The organism is Sediminibacterium sp., from assembly GCF_019264485.1.
Lineage (GTDB): Bacteria > Bacteroidota > Bacteroidia > Chitinophagales > Chitinophagaceae > Sediminibacterium.
In genome coordinates, this window is the sequence record NZ_JAHVAA010000008.1 from 105,928 (window position 1) to 124,351 (window position 18,424).

An 18,424-nucleotide genomic window follows, 5' to 3' on the forward strand; every position below is an offset into this window, starting at 1 on the left:
GAGAGACTATACTCCGAATTGTCTTAAATGATGATCAAGATGCTTCCATTGAAAAAGAGCCCATTGATCGGGAGTAAAATGACCGAAGAAAGCATGTGGCTCTTTGGTACAGCCATCCGCTCCTCCCTTCATAAATGCTTGTATATATGCGATCAGTTTTAACTTCTCTTCTTCAAAATTATACTCGCCTGTAAAAATCAAACTTTTATCTGTGGGAGAATTTTTACCAAACGGTTTATCGTTCAGTGCAGTGGCGCGAAACAATGGCCCCAGTATTCTGCCAATAAAGGCCCTTGGAATATGATGTAGTCCCATAGCCGACTCCATCCCTTTATTACAATGTGCCAGCATCTGCGAAACATTCATTTTACCCCATTGTCTTTGTGCATCGGGAATAAGCTTACTGATACGGTTAACTAATTCATTAACATCTGAAGGATTGAAGAGATTTGGCATGAGTTCAGAATATTTAATTCTACATAATAAATGTATTATTAAACATTGAAAACTCACAGGAAAACCTCATTACATTCCTGCCCGGTATTTAAATACCGGGCAGGAATGTAATGAGGTTTGATTGGTATATTTGATCATAGTCAGCAAACAAATCAATCATGCTCAGAAGAATCATCTGCATCGCTTTTATCTTTCTGTTCTTTCAGCAAACCATACAGGCCCAGAAAGGCAGCAGCGGCAATCCTGTTATTGAAGGTTGGTATGCCGATCCGGAAGGTGTTATTTTCAATAACCAGTATTGGCTCTACCCCACTTTCTCTGCCAAATATAAAGACCAGGTTTTTCTTGATGCCTTTTCTTCATCAGACATGCTGAACTGGAAAAAGCACCCGCGTATTATTGATACCAGTATCATCAAATGGGCCTATATGGCTATGTGGGCGCCTTCGGTTGTAAAGAAAGACAATCAATATTTTCTGTTTTTCTCAGCCAATGATATCCAGAGTAAAAAACGAAATGGTGTGAAAGATGACCACAACGGGGGGATCGGAATCGCTGTAGCACCGAAACCGGAAGGACCTTATAAAGACTATTTAGGTAGACCTCTCATCAACCAGTTTTATAATGATGCACAACCGATTGACCAGTTTGTATTTCAGGATAAAGATGGAGAATATTATATCATGTACGGTGGATGGGGTCGCTGTAATTTAGCAAAACTGAATAAGGATTTTACCGCACTGGTCCCCTTTCCCAATGGCGATATCGTGAAAGAGATTACACCCAAGGGTTATGTAGAAGGTCCTACCATGTTTATACGCAAAGGCACTTACTACCTTATGTGGTCGGAAGGTGGCTGGACCAACGGCAGTTATAAAGTAGCGTATGCAAGGGCTAATAATATCCTTGGCCCTTTTGAAAGAGAAACCACCATCCTTGAGGCTGATTCAACGATTGCTACTGGTGCCGGACATCATTCGGTAATGAATATTCCGGGTACTGATGAATGGTATATTGTGTATCACCGCAGACCCATTCCCAATCTCGATCGTGACCACCGCGTGACCTGTATCGACAGGTTGTTTTTTAATGCGGATGGAAGTATACAAAAAGTAAAGATGACATTTGAAGGTGTAAAAAGAGAATTGAAGCAAGATAGTAGGAATTGATGTGTATGATATTTTTCATGAGCATTTGTTTATTAGAAATACTAAATCGTTTCTATGCAATCAAACATTGGATTGATATTAGAAGAAAAAGCAGCCGATATCGGCAATTTTATTGTGGGCAGGTTATTACCCTTCCGTCAGAAACGTGCGGTGGGGCCATTTGTGTTTATTGATCATATAAAACCCACCTGTTTAAAGGATTACCAGAATATGGATGTACCACCACATCCGCATATCGGTTTATCTACCTTGACTTATTTATTGGAAGGTTCTATTTTTCACAGAGACAGTATTGGCAGTGCCATAGAAATAAAAGCCGGAGAAGTAAACTGGATGACAGCAGGAAAAGGTGTAGTGCATTCAGAAAGAACACCCGAATATTTACGAAGGGCTGATAAATTTCTGCATGGTTTTCAGATATGGATTGGTTTACCCAAAGAACTGGAGCAGTCTGAACCCAGTTTTCACCATATCGACAAAAAAGAAATCCCTGTCTGGGAAGAAGATGGTATCAGTTACAAATTGATTGCAGGTGAAATCGTTGGCAAAAAATCGCCCGTACCTGTTCACAGTCCATTGTTTTTTCTGGAGATTAAAACCAGTACTGCACAAAAAATAAATATTGGTGAAAAACTCTTTGGTGAAGTGGGTATGTATGTATTGGATGGCACAGTAAAAATTGAAGGCAATGATTATGGTACGGCCCAATTACTGATTGCGAAAAATGCCAGCTTATGTGAATTTGAAACTAATGGAGTAACCACACTGTATTTGTTTGGCGGAGAACCTTTTGATGAGGAGCGTTTTATTTACTGGAACTTTGTAAACTCGGATAAGCATTTGATTGAGCAGGCAAAAATAAACTGGAAGAATCAGGATGTAAATGCTTTTCCTAAAATTCCGGGTGATGATCAGGATTATGTTCCACTACCTGAATTTCCGATGCATAAGAAACCATAGAAGCCTGTTGGTTTGGTTATACAACCAACACAAACTGCAAGGAATATAATCGTATCAAATAATAATTCGCAACCCTCCGTGCAACTCCGTGTTCCACTCTGTGGTTAAAAAAAATACCATAGTAACCACAGCGTTTCACGGAGTATGGCACGGAGTTACACAGAGGAGGGAGAATAAGATGGAAGAACGGTTGCCGTTGTTGATTACACCTTCACCCCAAACAAATAACCCACCAGCGCCGAAATAACCATGGCAATCGTTCCCCAGATTACAATACGGAAAATGGCTTTCTTTATACCCGACCCACCTGTTCTGGCAGAAACCGCTCCCAGTATAATTAATGACAGGATGGTAAAACCGTAGAGAAAATATTCCATTTGTAGTACCGGAGCTAAAATGGTTACCAATAATGGCAATAAACCTCCCGCAGTGAAAGCTGCACCGGAAGCAAAAGCTGCCTGTATTGGGTTTGCCTGACTAACTTCATTGATACCCAGTTCATCTCTAACATGCGCACCCAAAGCATCTACAGCCGTTAATTCTTTCGCCACCTGCAAAGCAGTTTCTTTTTTGAGTCCGCGCTTTTCATAAATCTCGGCCAGTATATTCAGCTCTACTTCAGGCATTTCTTCCAGTTCCTGTTTTTCTCTGGCAATATCTGCTTTTTCAATGTCGGTTTGAGAACTCACCGAAACATATTCGCCCGCCGCCATCGACAAAGCACCTGCTACCAGTCCGGCAATAGTAGCCAGTAAAATAGGATCTCTGGTGGTGCTGGCCGCGGCCACACCAATGGCCAGACTTGAAACAGATATTATACCATCATTGGCCCCCAATACTGCCGCGCGCAGCCAGTTACTGCGGTGTATATAATGGCTTTCCAAATAATTATCGATGGTGATGTTTTTGTTTGGGGCTTCCATGGTGGGAATGATTTTACTGTATGAAACGGTATTGTTGAAGTTAGGAAGTAAAACTCAAAATGATATGGAGGATTGAAAAGGATATTCACCGCGGAGAACGGGAGAACGCAGAGGTTTCGCAGGGGTGTTTTATAGCCGCCGATGTTGTAGGCCTGATATCAAGTGAATGAGATAAACAACCCTTCATGAAACAGGGTATCCTTCGTCCAAACACTAGTAATCAGGCGACCAACAATGGCGGAGTATTCTTAATTTCCTGATTCCTTATTTCATGTTCCTTATTTCTTATTTCTTACTCCAACACCTTATCATATACCATATACATCATCCGCCCATTGCCGCCAAGTGATGCTGCAAAGCCTCTCGATTCGTGGTTAATTTCATTTACGGGATAATAGAGACTTCTTTTCAATCCCAGCGATTCATGATAGCCGTACAATTGAATGGCCATGGCTTTTGATAAACCTTTGCCTCTGTATGCTTTGGTTACACCGATACCCAATATACCTGCTCTTGTGAATTTACCGGCGGCACCTGTAAGTAATTTAAAAATGGCACCCAAACCAATTTTTCCTTTAAAGCTCCTGAAAAGCGAAGTGAGATCGGGCAGTGCAAAACAAAAACCAACGGGTTTGCCATCGACTTCAGCAAAGAGCATTTGTTGAGGTGCGAGAATGTCTTTCATAGGGCCAAAAAACTCTATGGCTTCTGTATGGCTTAGTTTGGCAAATTCCCATTCGTCTACAAAACATTCATTGATTAAATCGGCCAGTATAGCGATATCCCTGTTCCAGTTCTTTTTAGCAACCGTTCTAATAGCTACCTGGTCATAATGCTCAAAACGTTCTTTGGTTGTTTTGTATTGATCGCTTGCAAAATCTACATCATAAATCCATAACGGGTATGCAGGACGGTAATGAAGTTTTTCTATATATGCTTTATAATACGGTGGGGTCCATACTGTAGGAAACATAGGTTCTTCATCAAAAGCCGTTACAAGTAAACCGAGACTGTTGGGTGCACCGCCATTGGCAGGAGCAATTACTTTGGTTACGCCTCTTTCTTTCAGCCATTGTTCGGCTTCTGTAATCATGGCTGTTACTGCCGGCTCACAGTTTTCTGCTGCGGCAAAAAAACCAATAAAACCTGCACCAGCCTGTTTCTGTGCCTGATACTTTTTATTGATGATAGCCGCACAGCGAGCCACATCCACTCCATTTTCAGTGGCAATAAACAAACCAAATTCCATGTTCGACGCCATGGCTGTTTTGCGGGTAAGCATTTTTCTTACATCATCATCTATTTCTGAAACATAGAGCGGATAGCTTTTCATGAGCTCACGCTCCAATGAAACAAAACGTTTTAAGTCTGACTTATTAGCTGGGTTGATTGGGGTGATGAGCGGGGCATGCATACTGTTGTTATTTATTTTGCCTTTATGGAAGTTATTTTTATCATTGGCGCCGTCATGCACTCAGCGGTAAGAAGCTGCTCTCCCATCTCCTCATAACTGATACAAACCTTAACCCCCATGTGCTGAAATTGCGGATCTATATCCTGTCTGAATACACGGATGGTAGCTGAGTCTCCAAATACCACATACCCATCTATAGTTGCACAGTTGGGGGTATAGTATAGCGTAACATCTTCACAACTGAATGCGTATTTTTTTGTACAGGCGCACAGTAGGGTTGTTATTATAATCGTAAAGAGAACTAATTTTTTCATGTCTATCCCTGATTACATATTTCGTTAAACATACTATGTGTAATTCAACCAACCCTCTATGTCTTTGTTACTCGCTTAACAAACATCAGAAAACAATCAATGTTGACAACTTATACCTAATCGTTGTTGGTCGGGCGACCAATAACGGCGAGATAGTTTGCGCCGCAGTTGTTGTGTATCGCACCTCAGTTGTTCTAATAAGACTGCCCTACATAAAATAACATATCTGTCGTCGCAGATATTTACAATACTTCTTTTATCAGGAATTACTGCCCAAAAACCACTCAATCCTCGTACACTCCGAACAAACAAAACAGGTAGCTGATCGGTCGGCCCAGTCGATACCAAAGAAAGAGCTGGAGGCTTTGTTGAGTTGTGCTTTACGCACCCAAAACAAGTTGTTGCTGCAATGCGGGCAGATCAATGATCGTCCGTTTACCTGCACAGGTTCTGGTTCGGGTATTGTTTTTTTAAAGAGGCTCATCTGCCGTATTTCAATTTGTTATTTAAACTCCACCTGTGTCAACGAATATTTTGCTTCATCACGGTATCGTTGCTTCAATCCTTCCAATTGTTTTTCTGCATCGGCTGCTGTAGGATACACATTGATATTGGAGGTACAGCCCGATTCATTTTTACATGTTTTATTTACCCAGTCGCCCCACATTTTACTCATTTCCTTGATTTTCTCAGGATCGTTAGGCATCTGTTGAATGTTTGTATAAACGACATACTGTTTTCCGGAAACCTGTTTACTACCCCATGCCCCGGAATGATAGAAATAGAACACCTTATTTTCTTCAGTTGCCACAGCCGTATCACTTACAGCGCATACAACAAGGCAAAAGCATAACATAAGCAGTTTCATAGTGCGGATTGATAATGAGAAAAATATTCGTGGGGGGAACTCTAATATAGTAATTATTCTGAATAATGCAAGCCCCAAAGAATAAGAAATAAGGAATATGAAATAAGAAACAGAGGAAGGAAGGAAGGAAGGAAGGAAGGAAGTAAAGAAAGAGGTTTTCATGAGAACACCTCTTTCTTTTCGTATACGGATTATTGCTTGTTGTTTTCCACGTATTCAAGAATATCGGCGGGCTGACAGTTTAGTGCTTTGCATATAGCTTCCAAAGTGCTGAAACGTACGGCTTTTGCCTTTCCTGTTTTTAGAATAGAAAGGTTGGAGAGCGTGAGGTCTACTTTTTCTGACAACTCGTTCAACGACATTTTCCGCCTTGCCATCATCACATCTAAATTCACTACTATCGGCATGGCTTATACAGTTAAATCGTTTTCATTTTGAAGAGCCAGTCCTCTTTTAAAAATCTGCGCTATTGCATACACTACTGCCGCCATCAGAATAAAAGCCTGGGCATCGCCCCAGAACTGGTCAAGGTTTTCGGTTAGATAACCATGATGCTGCATGGTTCTCGCCGACTGCCGGGCAAAATAACTGATCAACCCGATAGAAAAAGTATAATAACTGATATCCAATATTTGTTTGGCAGCAAAATCACTGAAAGGTTTTAACAGGTCAATCTTACTCACCAGGGTAATCAGTTTGTAGAATAAACACACTTTCATCAGCGCAATAAACAGTATAAAACTATACATACAGAAGAAAGCCCATCTACTACGCTCATACATGTCAGTAAGATCAAGTTTCTGATACAGTTTACCAACGAATGCAGGATTTACGATACTGAAGATAAAATTTACCAACAGACCGCCTGCTTCAATACTGAGACCAACAAAAATGATCCAGGCAATGATGGTTAAGGCTTTGAATAAGAAGTTGTTTGTTGTTGACATTGTTATGAATGTTTAGGTTGATAAGGCAAAAGTAATAAATATTTATTGAAAAACAATAAATTTATTTTGATAAAAGGGAATAATAATAAGAAATAAGGTCCAAAGGACTCCCAAGGAGAATAGCAAATAAGAAACAGAGGAGGAATAGAAGCATTTCAATATGTTGCTAAACACCTAAATGTTCGTCATCCTTCGCTCTCCGACTTTGCGTCTACCGGACTTTCGGTCTTTTCGGTCTGGTCCCCTACCTAAAAAAAACTGTGGCTCCCCACCGGGAGCCACAGCCCATTAGAAATCATTCTACTTTCTAATCCCTTGTATCTTGTTCCTTGTCTCTTTATTTCCTGATTTCTTATTTCTAATTTCTAATTTCTCCTCCCTGCTCTTCCATTCTGCTCCACTTCCTTATTCATCTCTTCAATATCTGTTTCTGTTCTACCGGTTTTATCGCCTAACAGGTGTTCTGCGAAATAGTCGGCCTGTCTCCAGAAGAAATACTCTGTCATATCACCATAACCATGACGCTGTCCGGGCAGAATTACCAGGTCGAAACGTTTGTTGGCACGGATCAATGCATTGGCCATACGAATGGTATTGGCAGGGTGTACGTTGTTATCAATATCACCATGCGATAACATGAGTTTACCTTTCAGGTTTTTGGCGATATCGGGGTTCTTTTCAATGCTGTAAAGGAAAGATGTGTCGCCTTTATCGCTCACCGTTTCTTTAACACCATGGTGCTGCTCACTCCACCATCTGTTATACACAGAATTATCGTGGTTACCGGCAGATGATACAGCCACTTTAAAGAAATCGGGATATACCAGCATGGCTGCGGTACTCATAAAACCACCACCCGAGTGACCATGAATACCCACTCGGTTAATGTCGATGTATTTAAAACGATCAGCCAATTGTTCTGCAACTGCTTTTTTATCGGCCAAACCATAATCGCGGAGGTTTCCGTAACCATAGTTGTGGTACCATTTGCTGCGTGCAGGGTGTCCGCCACGGTTACCCAGTGTAATTACAATAAAGCCCATCTGCGCCAAACGGTCGGTTCTGTCGAAACCACGACCAAAAGCTTTGTTTACGGCTTCTGTCTGCGGACCCGGATATACATACTCAATCAGGGGGTATTTTTTGGTACTGTCAAAATCGAAAGGCTTGTAGATGGTTCCGTAGATATCGGTAATACCATCATCGGCTTTGGCCTTGAAAATTTCAGGGAACTTATAACCCGATGCAAACAATGAAGTGAAATCAGCCGTTTCCAGGTCGAGTATTTTTTTACCTTCTGCGTTGTACAATACAGATTTCGGTACGGTGTTTACACGAGAATAGTTATCGATAAAGAAACTGTTACCATCATTCATACGCATGGCATGATCGAAATCGCCGGCATTCAGCAATCTCATACCTGTACCATCGAAGTTAATGCGGTAAGCATGCAGGTAATAAGGATCTTCTCCTGCTTCTTTTCCATTGGCAGAGAAATACAATACACGTTTGGTTTCATCCACACCCAAAACATCTTCGCAATGGAAGGCACCGGTGGTGATCTGGTTTTTCAGTTTACCATTCTCATCATAGAGATAAAAATGTGCCCAACCATCGCGCTCACTCCACTGAATAAATTCTTTACCTCCATTGATCAACGCAATCTGGTTGCTTTCTATATATGTATTAAAACGCTCTTCTACCAGTGCTTTCACAGTTCCTGTAGCCACATCTACCACGCATACATCAATACGCTTCTGATCGCGGCTGGTACGGGTAAAATAGAATTTATCTTTGGTGCCCAGCCAGATGCTTGGTCTCCAGTCATCATCACGTGTATTTACTTTTGCAGGCGTGGCCCATGCACCCACTGCTTGGTCTTTGAAAGCAGAAACATTCAGTTCCTTGCTGGTTTTATTGGCTACATCAAACAAATACATATGGTCTACAGGTGATTCTTTTTCACCGGGCATCCAGTATTTATAGGTTTCGAGTGTAGGACGTGGATTGGCCACACTGTTGATTACCCAAAGACTTTTCACTTTGCGGTTGTCTACCCTGCGCATAGTGAAATATTTTGAATCGGGCGACCATAAAGCAAAAACAGGTCTTCTTCTTTTGGCTTCTTTTTCTTTTTCTTCATCGGTCATACCACTGCCGGAAAGGTTCCCATCATTATAATAACCATATCCGTCAATACCATCTTTGGTGAGTGCATATTCTACAATGGTAGAATCGTTTTCATTCTTCAAAGCTTTTTCATAATTGGCTTTGTCCATCCAGTACACATTGTAGTTTTTACCAAACACAATGGTATTGCCATCAGGGGAAAGATTGGCCCAATTTGGTTTTCTTTTTGGCTTTTTGAAATCAGGAAGTTCTACCAGCTCACCTGTAGTCAGGTTATATTCAAAATAGAATACTTTTTTGGTGGTTGTAGTGGCTGCAGCAGCACCGGCAGCACCACGACGGCCTGTTGTAGCCGCTGTATCTTTTTTCACTTCATCCTGTGTGCTCTTCACTTCAAACTGAATCCAGTTTTCATCGCGTACAAAACGCATACTGTCAAGTCCGAGGTTCTGTGCATCAAAAGGATCTTTTACAATACGGGTAATTTTGGCAGCGAGGTCGGCATTATCAAACAATACTTTCTTCTCTCCTTTTACCGGGTCTACGATATACCACTTTTTACCTTCGGTGGTTTCGTACATATACCAGAATTTTTCGGAGTTCTTTAACCAATGTGGATCCACATTGGTACTGAAGATCATTTTGCCGAGTTTCTTGGGAGAGAAACGGGCCGCCAAAGCATAGTTGGCCTTGGTAACGGGGGTATGTTGTGCAATAGTGGCAAATGCAAACAGCATGCATATTGACAACAGCATGAATTTTCTCATACAGTTATTACGTTTTTGGAGGTCTGAAAATTAGGTGAAAGACAGCAATTCACCGACAGAGTTTGATGAAAATTCGGTAAAGGACGTTTTTCAGTCCCTGTTAAGGCCCTGCGTAACCCTCTGTTAACTCTTTTCTCTGCGGTGAACATTCGAGTAAATTCACAGTAGAGAACAAGAGGATGTGGAGTTTACGCAGGGTTGGGGGAACAAACTCAATTACACTATTTTAGCAGCAAAATAGAGCCGATGTTTGCTTTCAGCACCGATATAAGCTATGCCAAAAATGCCGACACCAACGATGAATTGGCACGGTTTAAAAAGGAATTTCATTTTCCGCAGAAAGACGGAAAAGATGTCATCTATTTCTGCGGTAACTCATTAGGCCTCCAGCCACGTCAAACCGCTACTGCAATTGAAGTTGAGCTGGAAAGCTGGCGCAACCATGCTGTTGGTGGTTATTTTGGCGGCACCCATCCCTGGTTAAAGTACCATCAGTATTGTACCCCTGCACTGGCAAAAATGATGGGTTGTAAGGAAGAAGAAGTTACGGTGATGAATGCCCTCACCGTTAACCTGCACCTGCTCATGTTGAGTTTTTATAAACCATCAGCCTCCCGTTATAAAATTATGATGGAAGCCGGCGCCTTCCCCTCCGATCAGTATGCCGTAGAAACCCTGGTCAAACATTTTGGTCTGAATCCCGATGAAGCCATCATCGAAATAGCACCGAGAGCAGGAGAAAAATTATTAAGAACAGAAGATATTCTTCAGTCGATACAGGAAGCAGGCGATAGTCTGGCCATGACCTTATTCGGCGGCATCAATTACTATACCGGTCAGTTGTTTGATATGGCAGGCATTACCCAGGCAGCACATGCTGTTGGCGCCATCGTTGGTTTCGACCTGGCACATGTTGCCGGTAATGTACCCATGCATTTACATGATATCGACGCCGACTTTGCGGTCTGGTGCAGTTATAAATACCTGAATGCAGGACCGGGAGCCATTGGCGGTGTGTTTGTGCATGAGAAACATGCTACCAACAGTAATACACCACGTCTTGCAGGCTGGTGGGGTAATGATGAACAGACCCGTTTTAAAATGGAAAAAGGTTTTATTCCAAAAACCAATGCCTCTGGCTGGAATATCAGCACATCGCAGGTGTTTAATACGGTTTGTTTAAAAGCTTCACTTGAAATGTTTGAAGAAGCGGGTATCGACAGACTGCGTAAAAAGAGCATTCATCTTACGGCCTATCTCGAATTTTTATTGAAAGAACTGAAGCATATCAATTTCAGCATCATCACCCCTGCCGATCCGGAGCAGAGGGGTGCACAATTGTGTTTGTATTTTAAAGAGAGGGGAAAAGAAATTCATGATAAGATGATCAGCAGTGGTATCATCGTTGATTACCGTGAACCCGGTGTTATCCGCGTAGCCCCCACTCCTATGTATTGTAGTTTTCAAGATGTATATTGTTTCTATGAAATTTTAAAAAACAATTTCTAACCCTTCTGTATTCCTCTGTGCTTTGAATGGCAATCTCCTCCGGACTTTCGGACTACATTGCCACTGAGGACACAGAATAACACTGAAAAACACTGCCATGACCCGTCATTACTTTAGTTATCTCGCATTAGGCGATTCTTATACGATTGGGGAATCGGTTCCATTACATGAAGGGTTTCCCTATCAGGTGGTTCAACTCCTCCGCAAAAAAGGTATTCATTTCCATGCCCCCGAAGTAGTGGCCAAAACCGGCTGGACCAGTTTCGAACTTGCAGACCATATTCTTCATACCCAATTAAATGAGCAATACGATTTTGTGAGTTTACTGATTGGTGTGAATAACCAGTACAGGGGCTTACCCCTTACCGACTTTACAGATGAATTTGAATACCTTCTCAAAAAAGCCATTCATTTTGCAGGTAATAAACCGGAAAGAGTAATCGTATTATCCATTCCCGATTGGGGTGTTACCCCTTTTGCAGCAGGCAAAGACAGTAAAGCCATCAGCGATGCCATTGATGCATTTAATAAGGTATGCGAGGAAGCCACAAAAAAAATGGGTGGTATTTATATTGATATTACCTCGCAAACAAGACAGGCCAAAAATGATACGGGTTTACTGGCAAGTGATCAGTTACATTATTCCGCTAAATCACATGCAGTGTGGGCGGAGAAAGTTGCAGTTATCATTCAAAAGACTATTTAAAATTTGGAGATATGCTAATTTCGAAATTTGGAAATGAAAAAACCAATTGAAAAGCTGCTTACCCATCTCCAAATTAGCACATTTCCAAATTTCCAAATTACAAAGCGTACTCCACCATTTTCCTATTCACACTCCCGTCTTTAAAAAACTCGAAGATTGCATAGGCAGGTGCAAAACCTTTGAAGGCACCACCCCACCAGCTACCACTTACGGCACCATTGCAGTAATAATGAATGCCTCGGTAATCTACCATATCCTGTAAATGAATATGTCCGCTTAAACAGCAGCGTATATTTTTATGGGAGCGAAAAAGTTCTGTGAGTTTAAAAGAATCGGTATGTAATAATGCCCTTGATATTTTTCTGTCACCATTATCTTCTGTTTTATCAAAGAAAAACCCTGACACATAAGATACAATAGGTATATGCGATGCAATACAGATATGCGTTTCAGCATCGGTGTTCTTTAATTCATTTTCGAGCCATTGCCATTGCTCTTCATCAATTTTAGCAATATAGCCGCCATTGTTTTCATGCGCACTGTCGAGCACGATAAATTTCCAGTTGTTTTTGGTGAAGCTGTAATAGCGACCGGGCATCTTGTGTTGCTGTACCACCCAGGTTTTGTTGTATAAGGGATCATTTTTTATTTCCGGTTCTGTCATCTGCCAGCCCCAGGCATCGTGGTTACCGATACAGTGATAGATAGGCAGTTTATTTTCTGCGTTTAATATTTTATTCCATAGATCCCACTGCTCCTGTACTTTAGCTTTGGTAGCTTTCATGGCATCCATAATGGCATCGCCACCATTGATGATAAAATCTACGGAGGGTTTGAGTGCATTCACATGTTTAAATGCCTGCTGCATTCCTTTCTCAGGAATATCACCCGGTTTAATATGTACATCGGAGATAAATGCAGCACGAAAAGAGGGTTTTGCATTTGTTTCGGCAGCTGATGCCAGTGGCAGCGCCGCCACCGCCGCAGCAGACAATGAACCCTGCTGCAAAAATTTTCTTCTGTTCATGGTTTGAATTGAATTACCAAATTACAAAACCCTGCGTAAACTCTCTGTTCTCTCGTTCTCTGCGGTGAACTTATTCGAATATTCACCGCAGAGAACAGGAGCTAACGGAGTTTTCGCAGAGTCGTTTTGAAAAAGCAGGTTGTTATTTCTTGTGGATAATCATGAAAATCTGTGTTCAATTATCTTTTAAGATGAAAGGTCATTTCGGTTTGGTAATCCTTTGCTGCTTTTTGCGCCGCTTCTGCAAAATCTTCTCCGTTGCTGGCGAAGATGATGGCACGGCTGGCATTGACGAGAAGGCCCGCATCTTTATTCAGTCCATATTTAGATACTTCTTCCAGACTACCCCCCTGTGCACCCACACCGGGTACCAGTAAAAAATGATCGGGGATGATGCCACGGATGTAAGCCAGATCGCTGGCCCTTGTGGCACCTACCACAAACATCAGGTTATCGGGTGTTCCCCATTTACAGGTGGTTTCAAGCACCTGTTCATATAATTGTTTACCGTTTTGTTCTGAAAGCGTCAAACGCTGAAAATTAAAACTGCCGGCATTGGAAGTAAGTCCGAGTACAATGGTCCATTTATCCCTGTATTCCAGAAAAGGGCGAACACTGTCTTCCCCCATATAAGGTGCAACAGTTACTGCATCGAACGGCAATACTTCAAAAAAGGTTTTGGCATATTGCGCAGATGTATTGCCAATATCGCCACGTTTGGCATCGGCAATGGTAAAATGCGTATCGGGAATATACGCCAATGTTTCGGCCATGATTTCCCAGCCTTTTAACCCCTGCGATTCATAAAAAGCTGTATTTATTTTATAGGAAACACAATGGTCTTTGGTTGCATCAATAATGGCTTTATTAAAAGTAATAACTCCATCTGGCCGGCCCTTGAGGTGATCCGGTAATTTTTCTACATCCGTATCCAATCCAACACAGAGATAGGATCCTTTTAATTTTATCTGTTCAACGAGTTGCTGGCGGGTCATGCAGCAAAAGTAAGAAAACAGAGGAACAGAGAAACAGAGGAATGTCGAATATCCACTTTTGGCCTCTTACCTGGCCATTCAATGTTTCTCTGTTCCTCTGTTCTTCTGTTTTCCTCCTACCTTTACTTTCTATGGAAAAACAACCTATGTATTACGGTACTTATCTCGGACTGGATAAGGTGTTGAATGCACAGCATCCTGTAAGTTTCGAACCGGGTAATGAACCGGCGCATGATGAAATGTTATTCATTATAATTCATCAGGCTTATGAATTATGGTTTAAGCAGATTTTATTTGAACTCGATTATATCACCGGTGTTTTCAGTCAGGAAAAAATCAATGATAATTCGGAAGACATGAACCTGGTGCGTCACAGACTGCACAGGATCATTCATATTCTGCAGCTACTTAATAAACAGGTGGAAGTGCTGGATACGATGACACCGCTCGACTTCCTCGAGTTCCGAAACCTGCTTACTCCTTCTTCGGGTTTCCAGAGTAAACAGTTCAGGTTACTGGAAGCCCGGCTCGGACTGGAACTGGATCATCGTCACCAGAAAGATTATTATAAAAGAACCAATGAAGGTGGTTTTACACAGGAGGATTATAAACATATTACTTCCATTGAGGAGGGGCATAACCTGCTGGAACTGGTAAACAAATGGCTGGAGCGTATCCCTTTTTTCAGGGAAGATTTCTGGAAAGACTATAAGGGTACTGCTTCCGGCAAACACCACCCTTTCTGGAACGATTACCGCGCTATTTATGAAGCAGGACTGACAGAAAGAGAGAAGAATAAAATCCATGATTTTGACCTTGTATTCTTTGAAGAAAAACCAGCCCATTATTCGGAGGAACAGACCGCAGCCTTAAAAACCATGTTCTCCCCAACTGCATTGCGTTCGGCACTATTTATTATGTTATACCGTGATTTTCCATTGTTCCAGACTTCTTATCAGGTATTGGATGCACTGATAGAAATTGATCACCTCATGAGTAGCTGGCGTCATAAACACCTCGTAATGGTTCGCCGGATGATTGGCATGCGTGTGGGAACTGGTAATACCTCAGGGGCCGGTTACCTGGAAGGTGCCATGAGTAAACATTTTGTGTATAGGGATATTTCAGGACTGTCTACCTACCTGATTGAAAGAAGAAAATTACCCGCATTACCGGATTCTTTGATTCGGAATTTGGGGTTTCAACTTTAGGTAATTGGGAAATGTGGAAATGTGCTAATCTGGAAATAGGAAGAACAAAGGAAATGCTGGTTTTCATTTCCAAATTTCCAAATTAGTACATTTCCAAATTATTCTTCCAAAATCCCCTAATTTAGTAATCCCCCTACCCGCTTTTATAGCGGATCTATATTTGCACTGAATCGTTCATCTTAAAAACCTTGCATGATGTTGCGCATCAAACAGACTTTGCTTTTATTGCTTGTGGTTGTTTTTGTACAGGCACAAAGCGGATTGGATCAAAAACTGGGTATTGATCCCAAAGTAAAAATTGGTAAGCTGAGTAATGGCCTTACCTATTATCTCAGGAAAAATGTAGAGCCTAAAAACAGGGCTGAGTTGAGATTGGTAGTGAATGCCGGCTCCATTCTTGAGTCGGATCAGCAATTGGGTCTGGCCCACTTTGTGGAGCATATGGCTTTCAACGGCACCAAAAACTTCAAAAAACAGGAACTGGTTGACTTCCTCGAAAAAAGCGGTGTAAACTTTGGCGCCGACTTAAACGCTTATACCAGTTTCGACGAAACAGTTTATGAACTGCAGGTTCCTACCGATAGTATGCAGGTGTTTAAAAAAGCCATGCAGATACTGGAAGACTGGGCCCACCAGGTAAGTTTTGAACCTGTTGAAATTGATAAGGAAAGAGGAGTGATTGTAGAAGAATGGAGGCTGGGTCGTGGCGCCGATGCACGTATGCGTGATAAATATTTTCCGGTAATCCTAAAAGGTTCTCAGTATGCCAAACGTCTCCCGATTGGCACCAAACAAAGCATCGAAAAATCGCCTTACAGCCAACTGACAAAATTTTATAAAGACTGGTACCGTCCAGATTTACAGGCGGTGATTGTAGTGGGCGATATAGATATTGCTGAAACTGAACAAATGATTCGTGATCATTTCGGCAAAATTCCTGCGGCTAAAACACCACGTCCGAGAACAAAATTTGGGGTACCTGCTTTTCCGGAAACACGTACTTCCATCCTCACCGATCCGGAACAGCCTTATAATGTGGTGCAGGTGTATTATCTGAGACCCGAAATTCCTCAATCCAAAACAGAAAAAGAATACAGGGCCAGTATTGTACGTGGACTCTTTAACCAGATGATGAGCAGCCGATTGGAAGAGATTGCACAGAAACCTGAAGCTCCTTTCCTGTTCGGCAGCAGCAGTTATGGTTCTTTTATTGGTGATAAAGATGCATTCAGTCTGATTGCCGTAGCTAAAACAGCAAAGGAAATTTCTGCTTCTGTTCAAACATTACTGAAAGAAAATGAGCGGGTAAAACAATTTGGCTTTGTACAGAGTGAACTGGACCGTGCGGTGAAATCTACCCTGTCGCGGCTGGAGAATATGTACAATGAAAGAGATAAAACCAAATCGGTAGAACTCTTGCAGGAATATGTTAGGAATTACCTGAAGGGAGAAACCATTCCCGGTATTGAAAAAGAGTTTGAAATGCACCAGAAATACCTGCCTACGATTAAGCTGGCAGAAGTGAATGCTTTGATTAAAGAATGGATCAGTACGCAAAACAGATCGGTGGTAATTACCGCACCCGAAAAAGAAAAAGCAGATATGCTCAGTTCAGCACAAGTAACTGCTTTGCTGAATAAACCCATTGGTAAATTGCAGCCATATGAAGATAAAGTGATGGCTGGTGCCATTCTTCCTGTACAGCCGGTTGCAGGTAAAGTGGTAAGTGAGAAACAATATCCCGCTATTGGAACTACTGAATGGACCTTATCGAACGGCGCCAGGGTAATTCTGAAACCTACTACTTTTAAAAATGATGATGTTCAGTTTTCTGCCATCAGCTGGGGCGGTTCATCGCTGTATGATGACAAGGATTTTGTAAATGCTTCTACTGCTTCTACCGTAGCCCTGTTTGGTGGCATCGGCGATCTGGATATACAAAGCCTCCAAAAAGAAATGGCCGGCAAAAACTGTTATGTATCGCCCTCTGTTGCCAATTACCTGCAGGGGTTGAATGGCAGCAGTACTACCAGGGATCTGGAAACTGCTTTACAGTTATTACATGGCTATTTCGTGGCACCACGAAAAGATGCCAATATGTTTGAAGTATTAAAACAGCAGATGCAGGTGCAAATGGCTAATAAGGACAAGGATCCAGCTTCTGTTTTTGGTGACTCTGTAAACTATATCATGGGTAATTATCATCCCCGCAGAAAACCTTTCTCTACAGAAACCATCAGCCAGCTTCAACTCGATCGTGCTTTTGATATTTATAAAGAACGTTTCAGCAATGGTGGTCAGTTTGTTTTCACCTTCGTGGGTAATTTCAACCTCGATACTATGAAACTGTTGGCAGAGAAATACATTGCTTCTTTACCCGCTTCCGATAAAAAAGAATCATGGAAAGATGTGGGTATCCGTTATCCAAAAGGGGTCGTTAATAAAACATTCAGAAAAGGTAAGGAAGCCAAAGCCAATGTACGCTTGTTCTTTACCGGTGAGGTAAATGAAATCAAGGACCTCGATGAAGTACAGTTGGGTCAGCTTACCAAAGCACTCTCTATTAAACTGAGAGAAGTATTGCGTGAAGATGCGGGTGGTGTATATGGTGTAGGAGTAAGCGGTGGATTCAGCCATGAGCCGGTAAAAAGTTACAGCATCAGCATTCAGTTTGGCTGTGCACCGGAGAATGTAAACAAACTGGTGGACCTGGTAATGGAAGAAATAAAAAATACAAAAGCCAATGGTGTACCTGCAGTAAATATTGAAAAAGTAATGGCCGAGCAGACCAGAAGTCTGGAGAATGATGTGAAAGAAAACAATTACTGGAGGTTCAGACTGGAGCAGCATTTCTTCCGTGGCACCGATCCGAATGAAATACTCAAAGCGGCAGATAAGATAAAACTGATTACCGTAGATAAAACCAAAGAACTGGCAAATCGGGTATTCAATGAAAGCAACATGGTAAAACTTATCATGTTGCCCGAACAGCAATAACCCATCTCTGCGTTCATCTTTGCGTTCTCAT

Annotated in this window: 17 protein-coding genes; 6 read left to right on the forward strand and 11 right to left on the reverse strand. The window is 41.8% G+C overall.

The window, feature by feature from the left end:
* Positions 1-6 precede the first annotated feature (6 nt).
* Complete coding sequence (locus KXJ59_RS05730) at positions 7-456, reverse strand: DUF1569 domain-containing protein (RefSeq protein WP_295202038.1); 450 nt, start codon at positions 454-456, stop codon at positions 7-9.
* A 158-nt stretch (positions 457-614) separates the two neighbouring features.
* On the opposite strand from KXJ59_RS05730, the gene KXJ59_RS05735 reads away from it, so the two are divergent.
* Both KXJ59_RS05735 and KXJ59_RS05740 read left to right on the forward strand, forming a co-directional pair.
* A complete protein-coding gene (locus KXJ59_RS05735; protein ID WP_295202040.1) occupies positions 615-1,625 on the forward strand; it encodes a glycoside hydrolase family 43 protein in 1,011 nt (336 codons plus the stop codon).
* A gap of 54 nt (positions 1,626-1,679) precedes the next feature.
* Positions 1,680-2,585 carry a pirin family protein gene (locus KXJ59_RS05740; RefSeq protein ID WP_295202041.1) on the forward strand — a complete coding sequence of 302 codons (906 nt, stop codon included), beginning with the start codon at positions 1,680-1,682 and terminating at the stop codon, positions 2,583-2,585.
* A gap of 203 nt (positions 2,586-2,788) precedes the next feature.
* Here the strand turns inward: KXJ59_RS05740 and KXJ59_RS05745 are convergent, their stop codons facing one another.
* From KXJ59_RS05745 to KXJ59_RS05780, 8 genes are all read right to left on the reverse strand, one after another.
* Positions 2,789-3,508: a VIT family protein gene (locus KXJ59_RS05745; protein ID WP_295202043.1), complete on the reverse strand. Its 720-nt coding sequence runs from the start codon at positions 3,506-3,508 to the stop codon at positions 2,789-2,791.
* Positions 3,509-3,800: 292 nt separating this feature from the next.
* Complete coding sequence (locus KXJ59_RS05750; protein WP_295202045.1) at positions 3,801-4,922, reverse strand: GNAT family N-acetyltransferase; 1,122 nt, start codon at positions 4,920-4,922, stop codon at positions 3,801-3,803.
* Between the two features lie 11 nt (positions 4,923-4,933).
* Positions 4,934-5,236: a hypothetical protein gene (locus tag KXJ59_RS05755; protein WP_295202047.1), complete on the reverse strand. Its 303-nt coding sequence runs from the start codon at positions 5,234-5,236 to the stop codon at positions 4,934-4,936.
* A 259-nt stretch (positions 5,237-5,495) separates the two neighbouring features.
* The gene (locus tag KXJ59_RS05760) at positions 5,496-5,720 is read right to left on the reverse strand and encodes a hypothetical protein (protein WP_295202048.1); all 225 of its coding nucleotides are present in this window, start codon (positions 5,718-5,720) and stop codon (positions 5,496-5,498) included.
* A gap of 18 nt (positions 5,721-5,738) precedes the next feature.
* The gene (locus KXJ59_RS05765) at positions 5,739-6,104 is read right to left on the reverse strand and encodes a hypothetical protein (RefSeq protein ID WP_295202050.1); all 366 of its coding nucleotides are present in this window, start codon (positions 6,102-6,104) and stop codon (positions 5,739-5,741) included.
* 191 nt (positions 6,105-6,295) lie between these two features.
* Positions 6,296-6,511 carry a helix-turn-helix transcriptional regulator gene (locus KXJ59_RS05770; protein WP_295202052.1) on the reverse strand — a complete coding sequence of 72 codons (216 nt, stop codon included), beginning with the start codon at positions 6,509-6,511 and terminating at the stop codon, positions 6,296-6,298.
* Positions 6,512-6,514: 3 nt separating this feature from the next.
* On the reverse strand, positions 6,515-7,051 hold the full coding sequence (locus KXJ59_RS05775) for a DUF2975 domain-containing protein (RefSeq protein WP_295202054.1): 537 nt from the start codon (positions 7,049-7,051) through the stop codon (positions 6,515-6,517).
* A 365-nt stretch (positions 7,052-7,416) separates the two neighbouring features.
* Positions 7,417-9,948, reverse strand: a complete 2,532-nt coding sequence (locus tag KXJ59_RS05780) for a DPP IV N-terminal domain-containing protein (protein ID WP_295202056.1) — start codon at positions 9,946-9,948, stop codon at positions 7,417-7,419.
* Between the two features lie 246 nt (positions 9,949-10,194).
* Here KXJ59_RS05780 and kynU point away from each other — a divergent pair, with 246 nt between their 5' ends.
* Both kynU and KXJ59_RS05790 read left to right on the forward strand, forming a co-directional pair.
* Positions 10,195-11,457 (forward strand): kynureninase, encoded by a 1,263-nt coding sequence (kynU, locus tag KXJ59_RS05785; protein ID WP_295202058.1) that lies wholly within the window; start codon positions 10,195-10,197, stop codon positions 11,455-11,457.
* A gap of 97 nt (positions 11,458-11,554) precedes the next feature.
* Entirely contained in the window at positions 11,555-12,163 is a 609-nt protein-coding gene (locus tag KXJ59_RS05790; RefSeq protein ID WP_295202060.1) for an SGNH/GDSL hydrolase family protein, read from the forward strand.
* 97 nt (positions 12,164-12,260) lie between these two features.
* Here KXJ59_RS05790 and KXJ59_RS05795 read toward each other — a convergent pair whose 3' ends face one another.
* The gene (locus tag KXJ59_RS05795) at positions 12,261-13,190 is read right to left on the reverse strand and encodes a metallophosphoesterase (protein ID WP_295202061.1); all 930 of its coding nucleotides are present in this window, start codon (positions 13,188-13,190) and stop codon (positions 12,261-12,263) included.
* A 179-nt stretch (positions 13,191-13,369) separates the two neighbouring features.
* Positions 13,370-14,185 (reverse strand): orotidine-5'-phosphate decarboxylase, encoded by an 816-nt coding sequence (gene pyrF / locus KXJ59_RS05800; RefSeq protein WP_295202063.1) that lies wholly within the window; start codon positions 14,183-14,185, stop codon positions 13,370-13,372.
* Positions 14,186-14,316: 131 nt separating this feature from the next.
* Here pyrF and KXJ59_RS05805 point away from each other — a divergent pair, with 131 nt between their 5' ends.
* Both KXJ59_RS05805 and KXJ59_RS05810 read left to right on the forward strand, forming a co-directional pair.
* Complete coding sequence (locus tag KXJ59_RS05805; protein ID WP_295202065.1) at positions 14,317-15,396, forward strand: tryptophan 2,3-dioxygenase family protein; 1,080 nt, start codon at positions 14,317-14,319, stop codon at positions 15,394-15,396.
* 192 nt (positions 15,397-15,588) lie between these two features.
* Entirely contained in the window at positions 15,589-18,393 is a 2,805-nt protein-coding gene (locus tag KXJ59_RS05810; RefSeq protein ID WP_295202067.1) for a M16 family metallopeptidase, read from the forward strand.
* Positions 18,394-18,424: the final 31 nt, after the last annotated feature.

Coding starts and splice junctions, on each gene's coding strand:
- KXJ59_RS05730 (WP_295202038.1), bottom strand. CDS start 456: ATGCCAAATCTCTTCAATCCTTCAGATGTTAATGAATTAGTTAACCGT.
- KXJ59_RS05735 (WP_295202040.1), top strand. CDS start 615: ATGCTCAGAAGAATCATCTGCATCGCTTTTATCTTTCTGTTCTTTCAG.
- KXJ59_RS05740 (WP_295202041.1), top strand. CDS start 1,680: ATGCAATCAAACATTGGATTGATATTAGAAGAAAAAGCAGCCGATATC.
- KXJ59_RS05745 (WP_295202043.1), bottom strand. CDS start 3,508: ATGGAAGCCCCAAACAAAAACATCACCATCGATAATTATTTGGAAAGC.
- KXJ59_RS05750 (WP_295202045.1), bottom strand. CDS start 4,922: ATGCATGCCCCGCTCATCACCCCAATCAACCCAGCTAATAAGTCAGAC.
- KXJ59_RS05755 (WP_295202047.1), bottom strand. CDS start 5,236: ATGAAAAAATTAGTTCTCTTTACGATTATAATAACAACCCTACTGTGC.
- KXJ59_RS05760 (WP_295202048.1), bottom strand. CDS start 5,720: ATGAGCCTCTTTAAAAAAACAATACCCGAACCAGAACCTGTGCAGGTA.
- KXJ59_RS05765 (WP_295202050.1), bottom strand. CDS start 6,104: ATGAAACTGCTTATGTTATGCTTTTGCCTTGTTGTATGCGCTGTAAGT.
- KXJ59_RS05770 (WP_295202052.1), bottom strand. CDS start 6,511: ATGCCGATAGTAGTGAATTTAGATGTGATGATGGCAAGGCGGAAAATG.
- KXJ59_RS05775 (WP_295202054.1), bottom strand. CDS start 7,051: ATGTCAACAACAAACAACTTCTTATTCAAAGCCTTAACCATCATTGCC.
- KXJ59_RS05780 (WP_295202056.1), bottom strand. CDS start 9,948: ATGAGAAAATTCATGCTGTTGTCAATATGCATGCTGTTTGCATTTGCC.
- kynU (WP_295202058.1), top strand. CDS start 10,195: ATGTTTGCTTTCAGCACCGATATAAGCTATGCCAAAAATGCCGACACC.
- KXJ59_RS05790 (WP_295202060.1), top strand. CDS start 11,555: ATGACCCGTCATTACTTTAGTTATCTCGCATTAGGCGATTCTTATACG.
- KXJ59_RS05795 (WP_295202061.1), bottom strand. CDS start 13,190: ATGAACAGAAGAAAATTTTTGCAGCAGGGTTCATTGTCTGCTGCGGCG.
- pyrF (WP_295202063.1), bottom strand. CDS start 14,185: ATGACCCGCCAGCAACTCGTTGAACAGATAAAATTAAAAGGATCCTAT.
- KXJ59_RS05805 (WP_295202065.1), top strand. CDS start 14,317: ATGGAAAAACAACCTATGTATTACGGTACTTATCTCGGACTGGATAAG.
- KXJ59_RS05810 (WP_295202067.1), top strand. CDS start 15,589: ATGATGTTGCGCATCAAACAGACTTTGCTTTTATTGCTTGTGGTTGTT.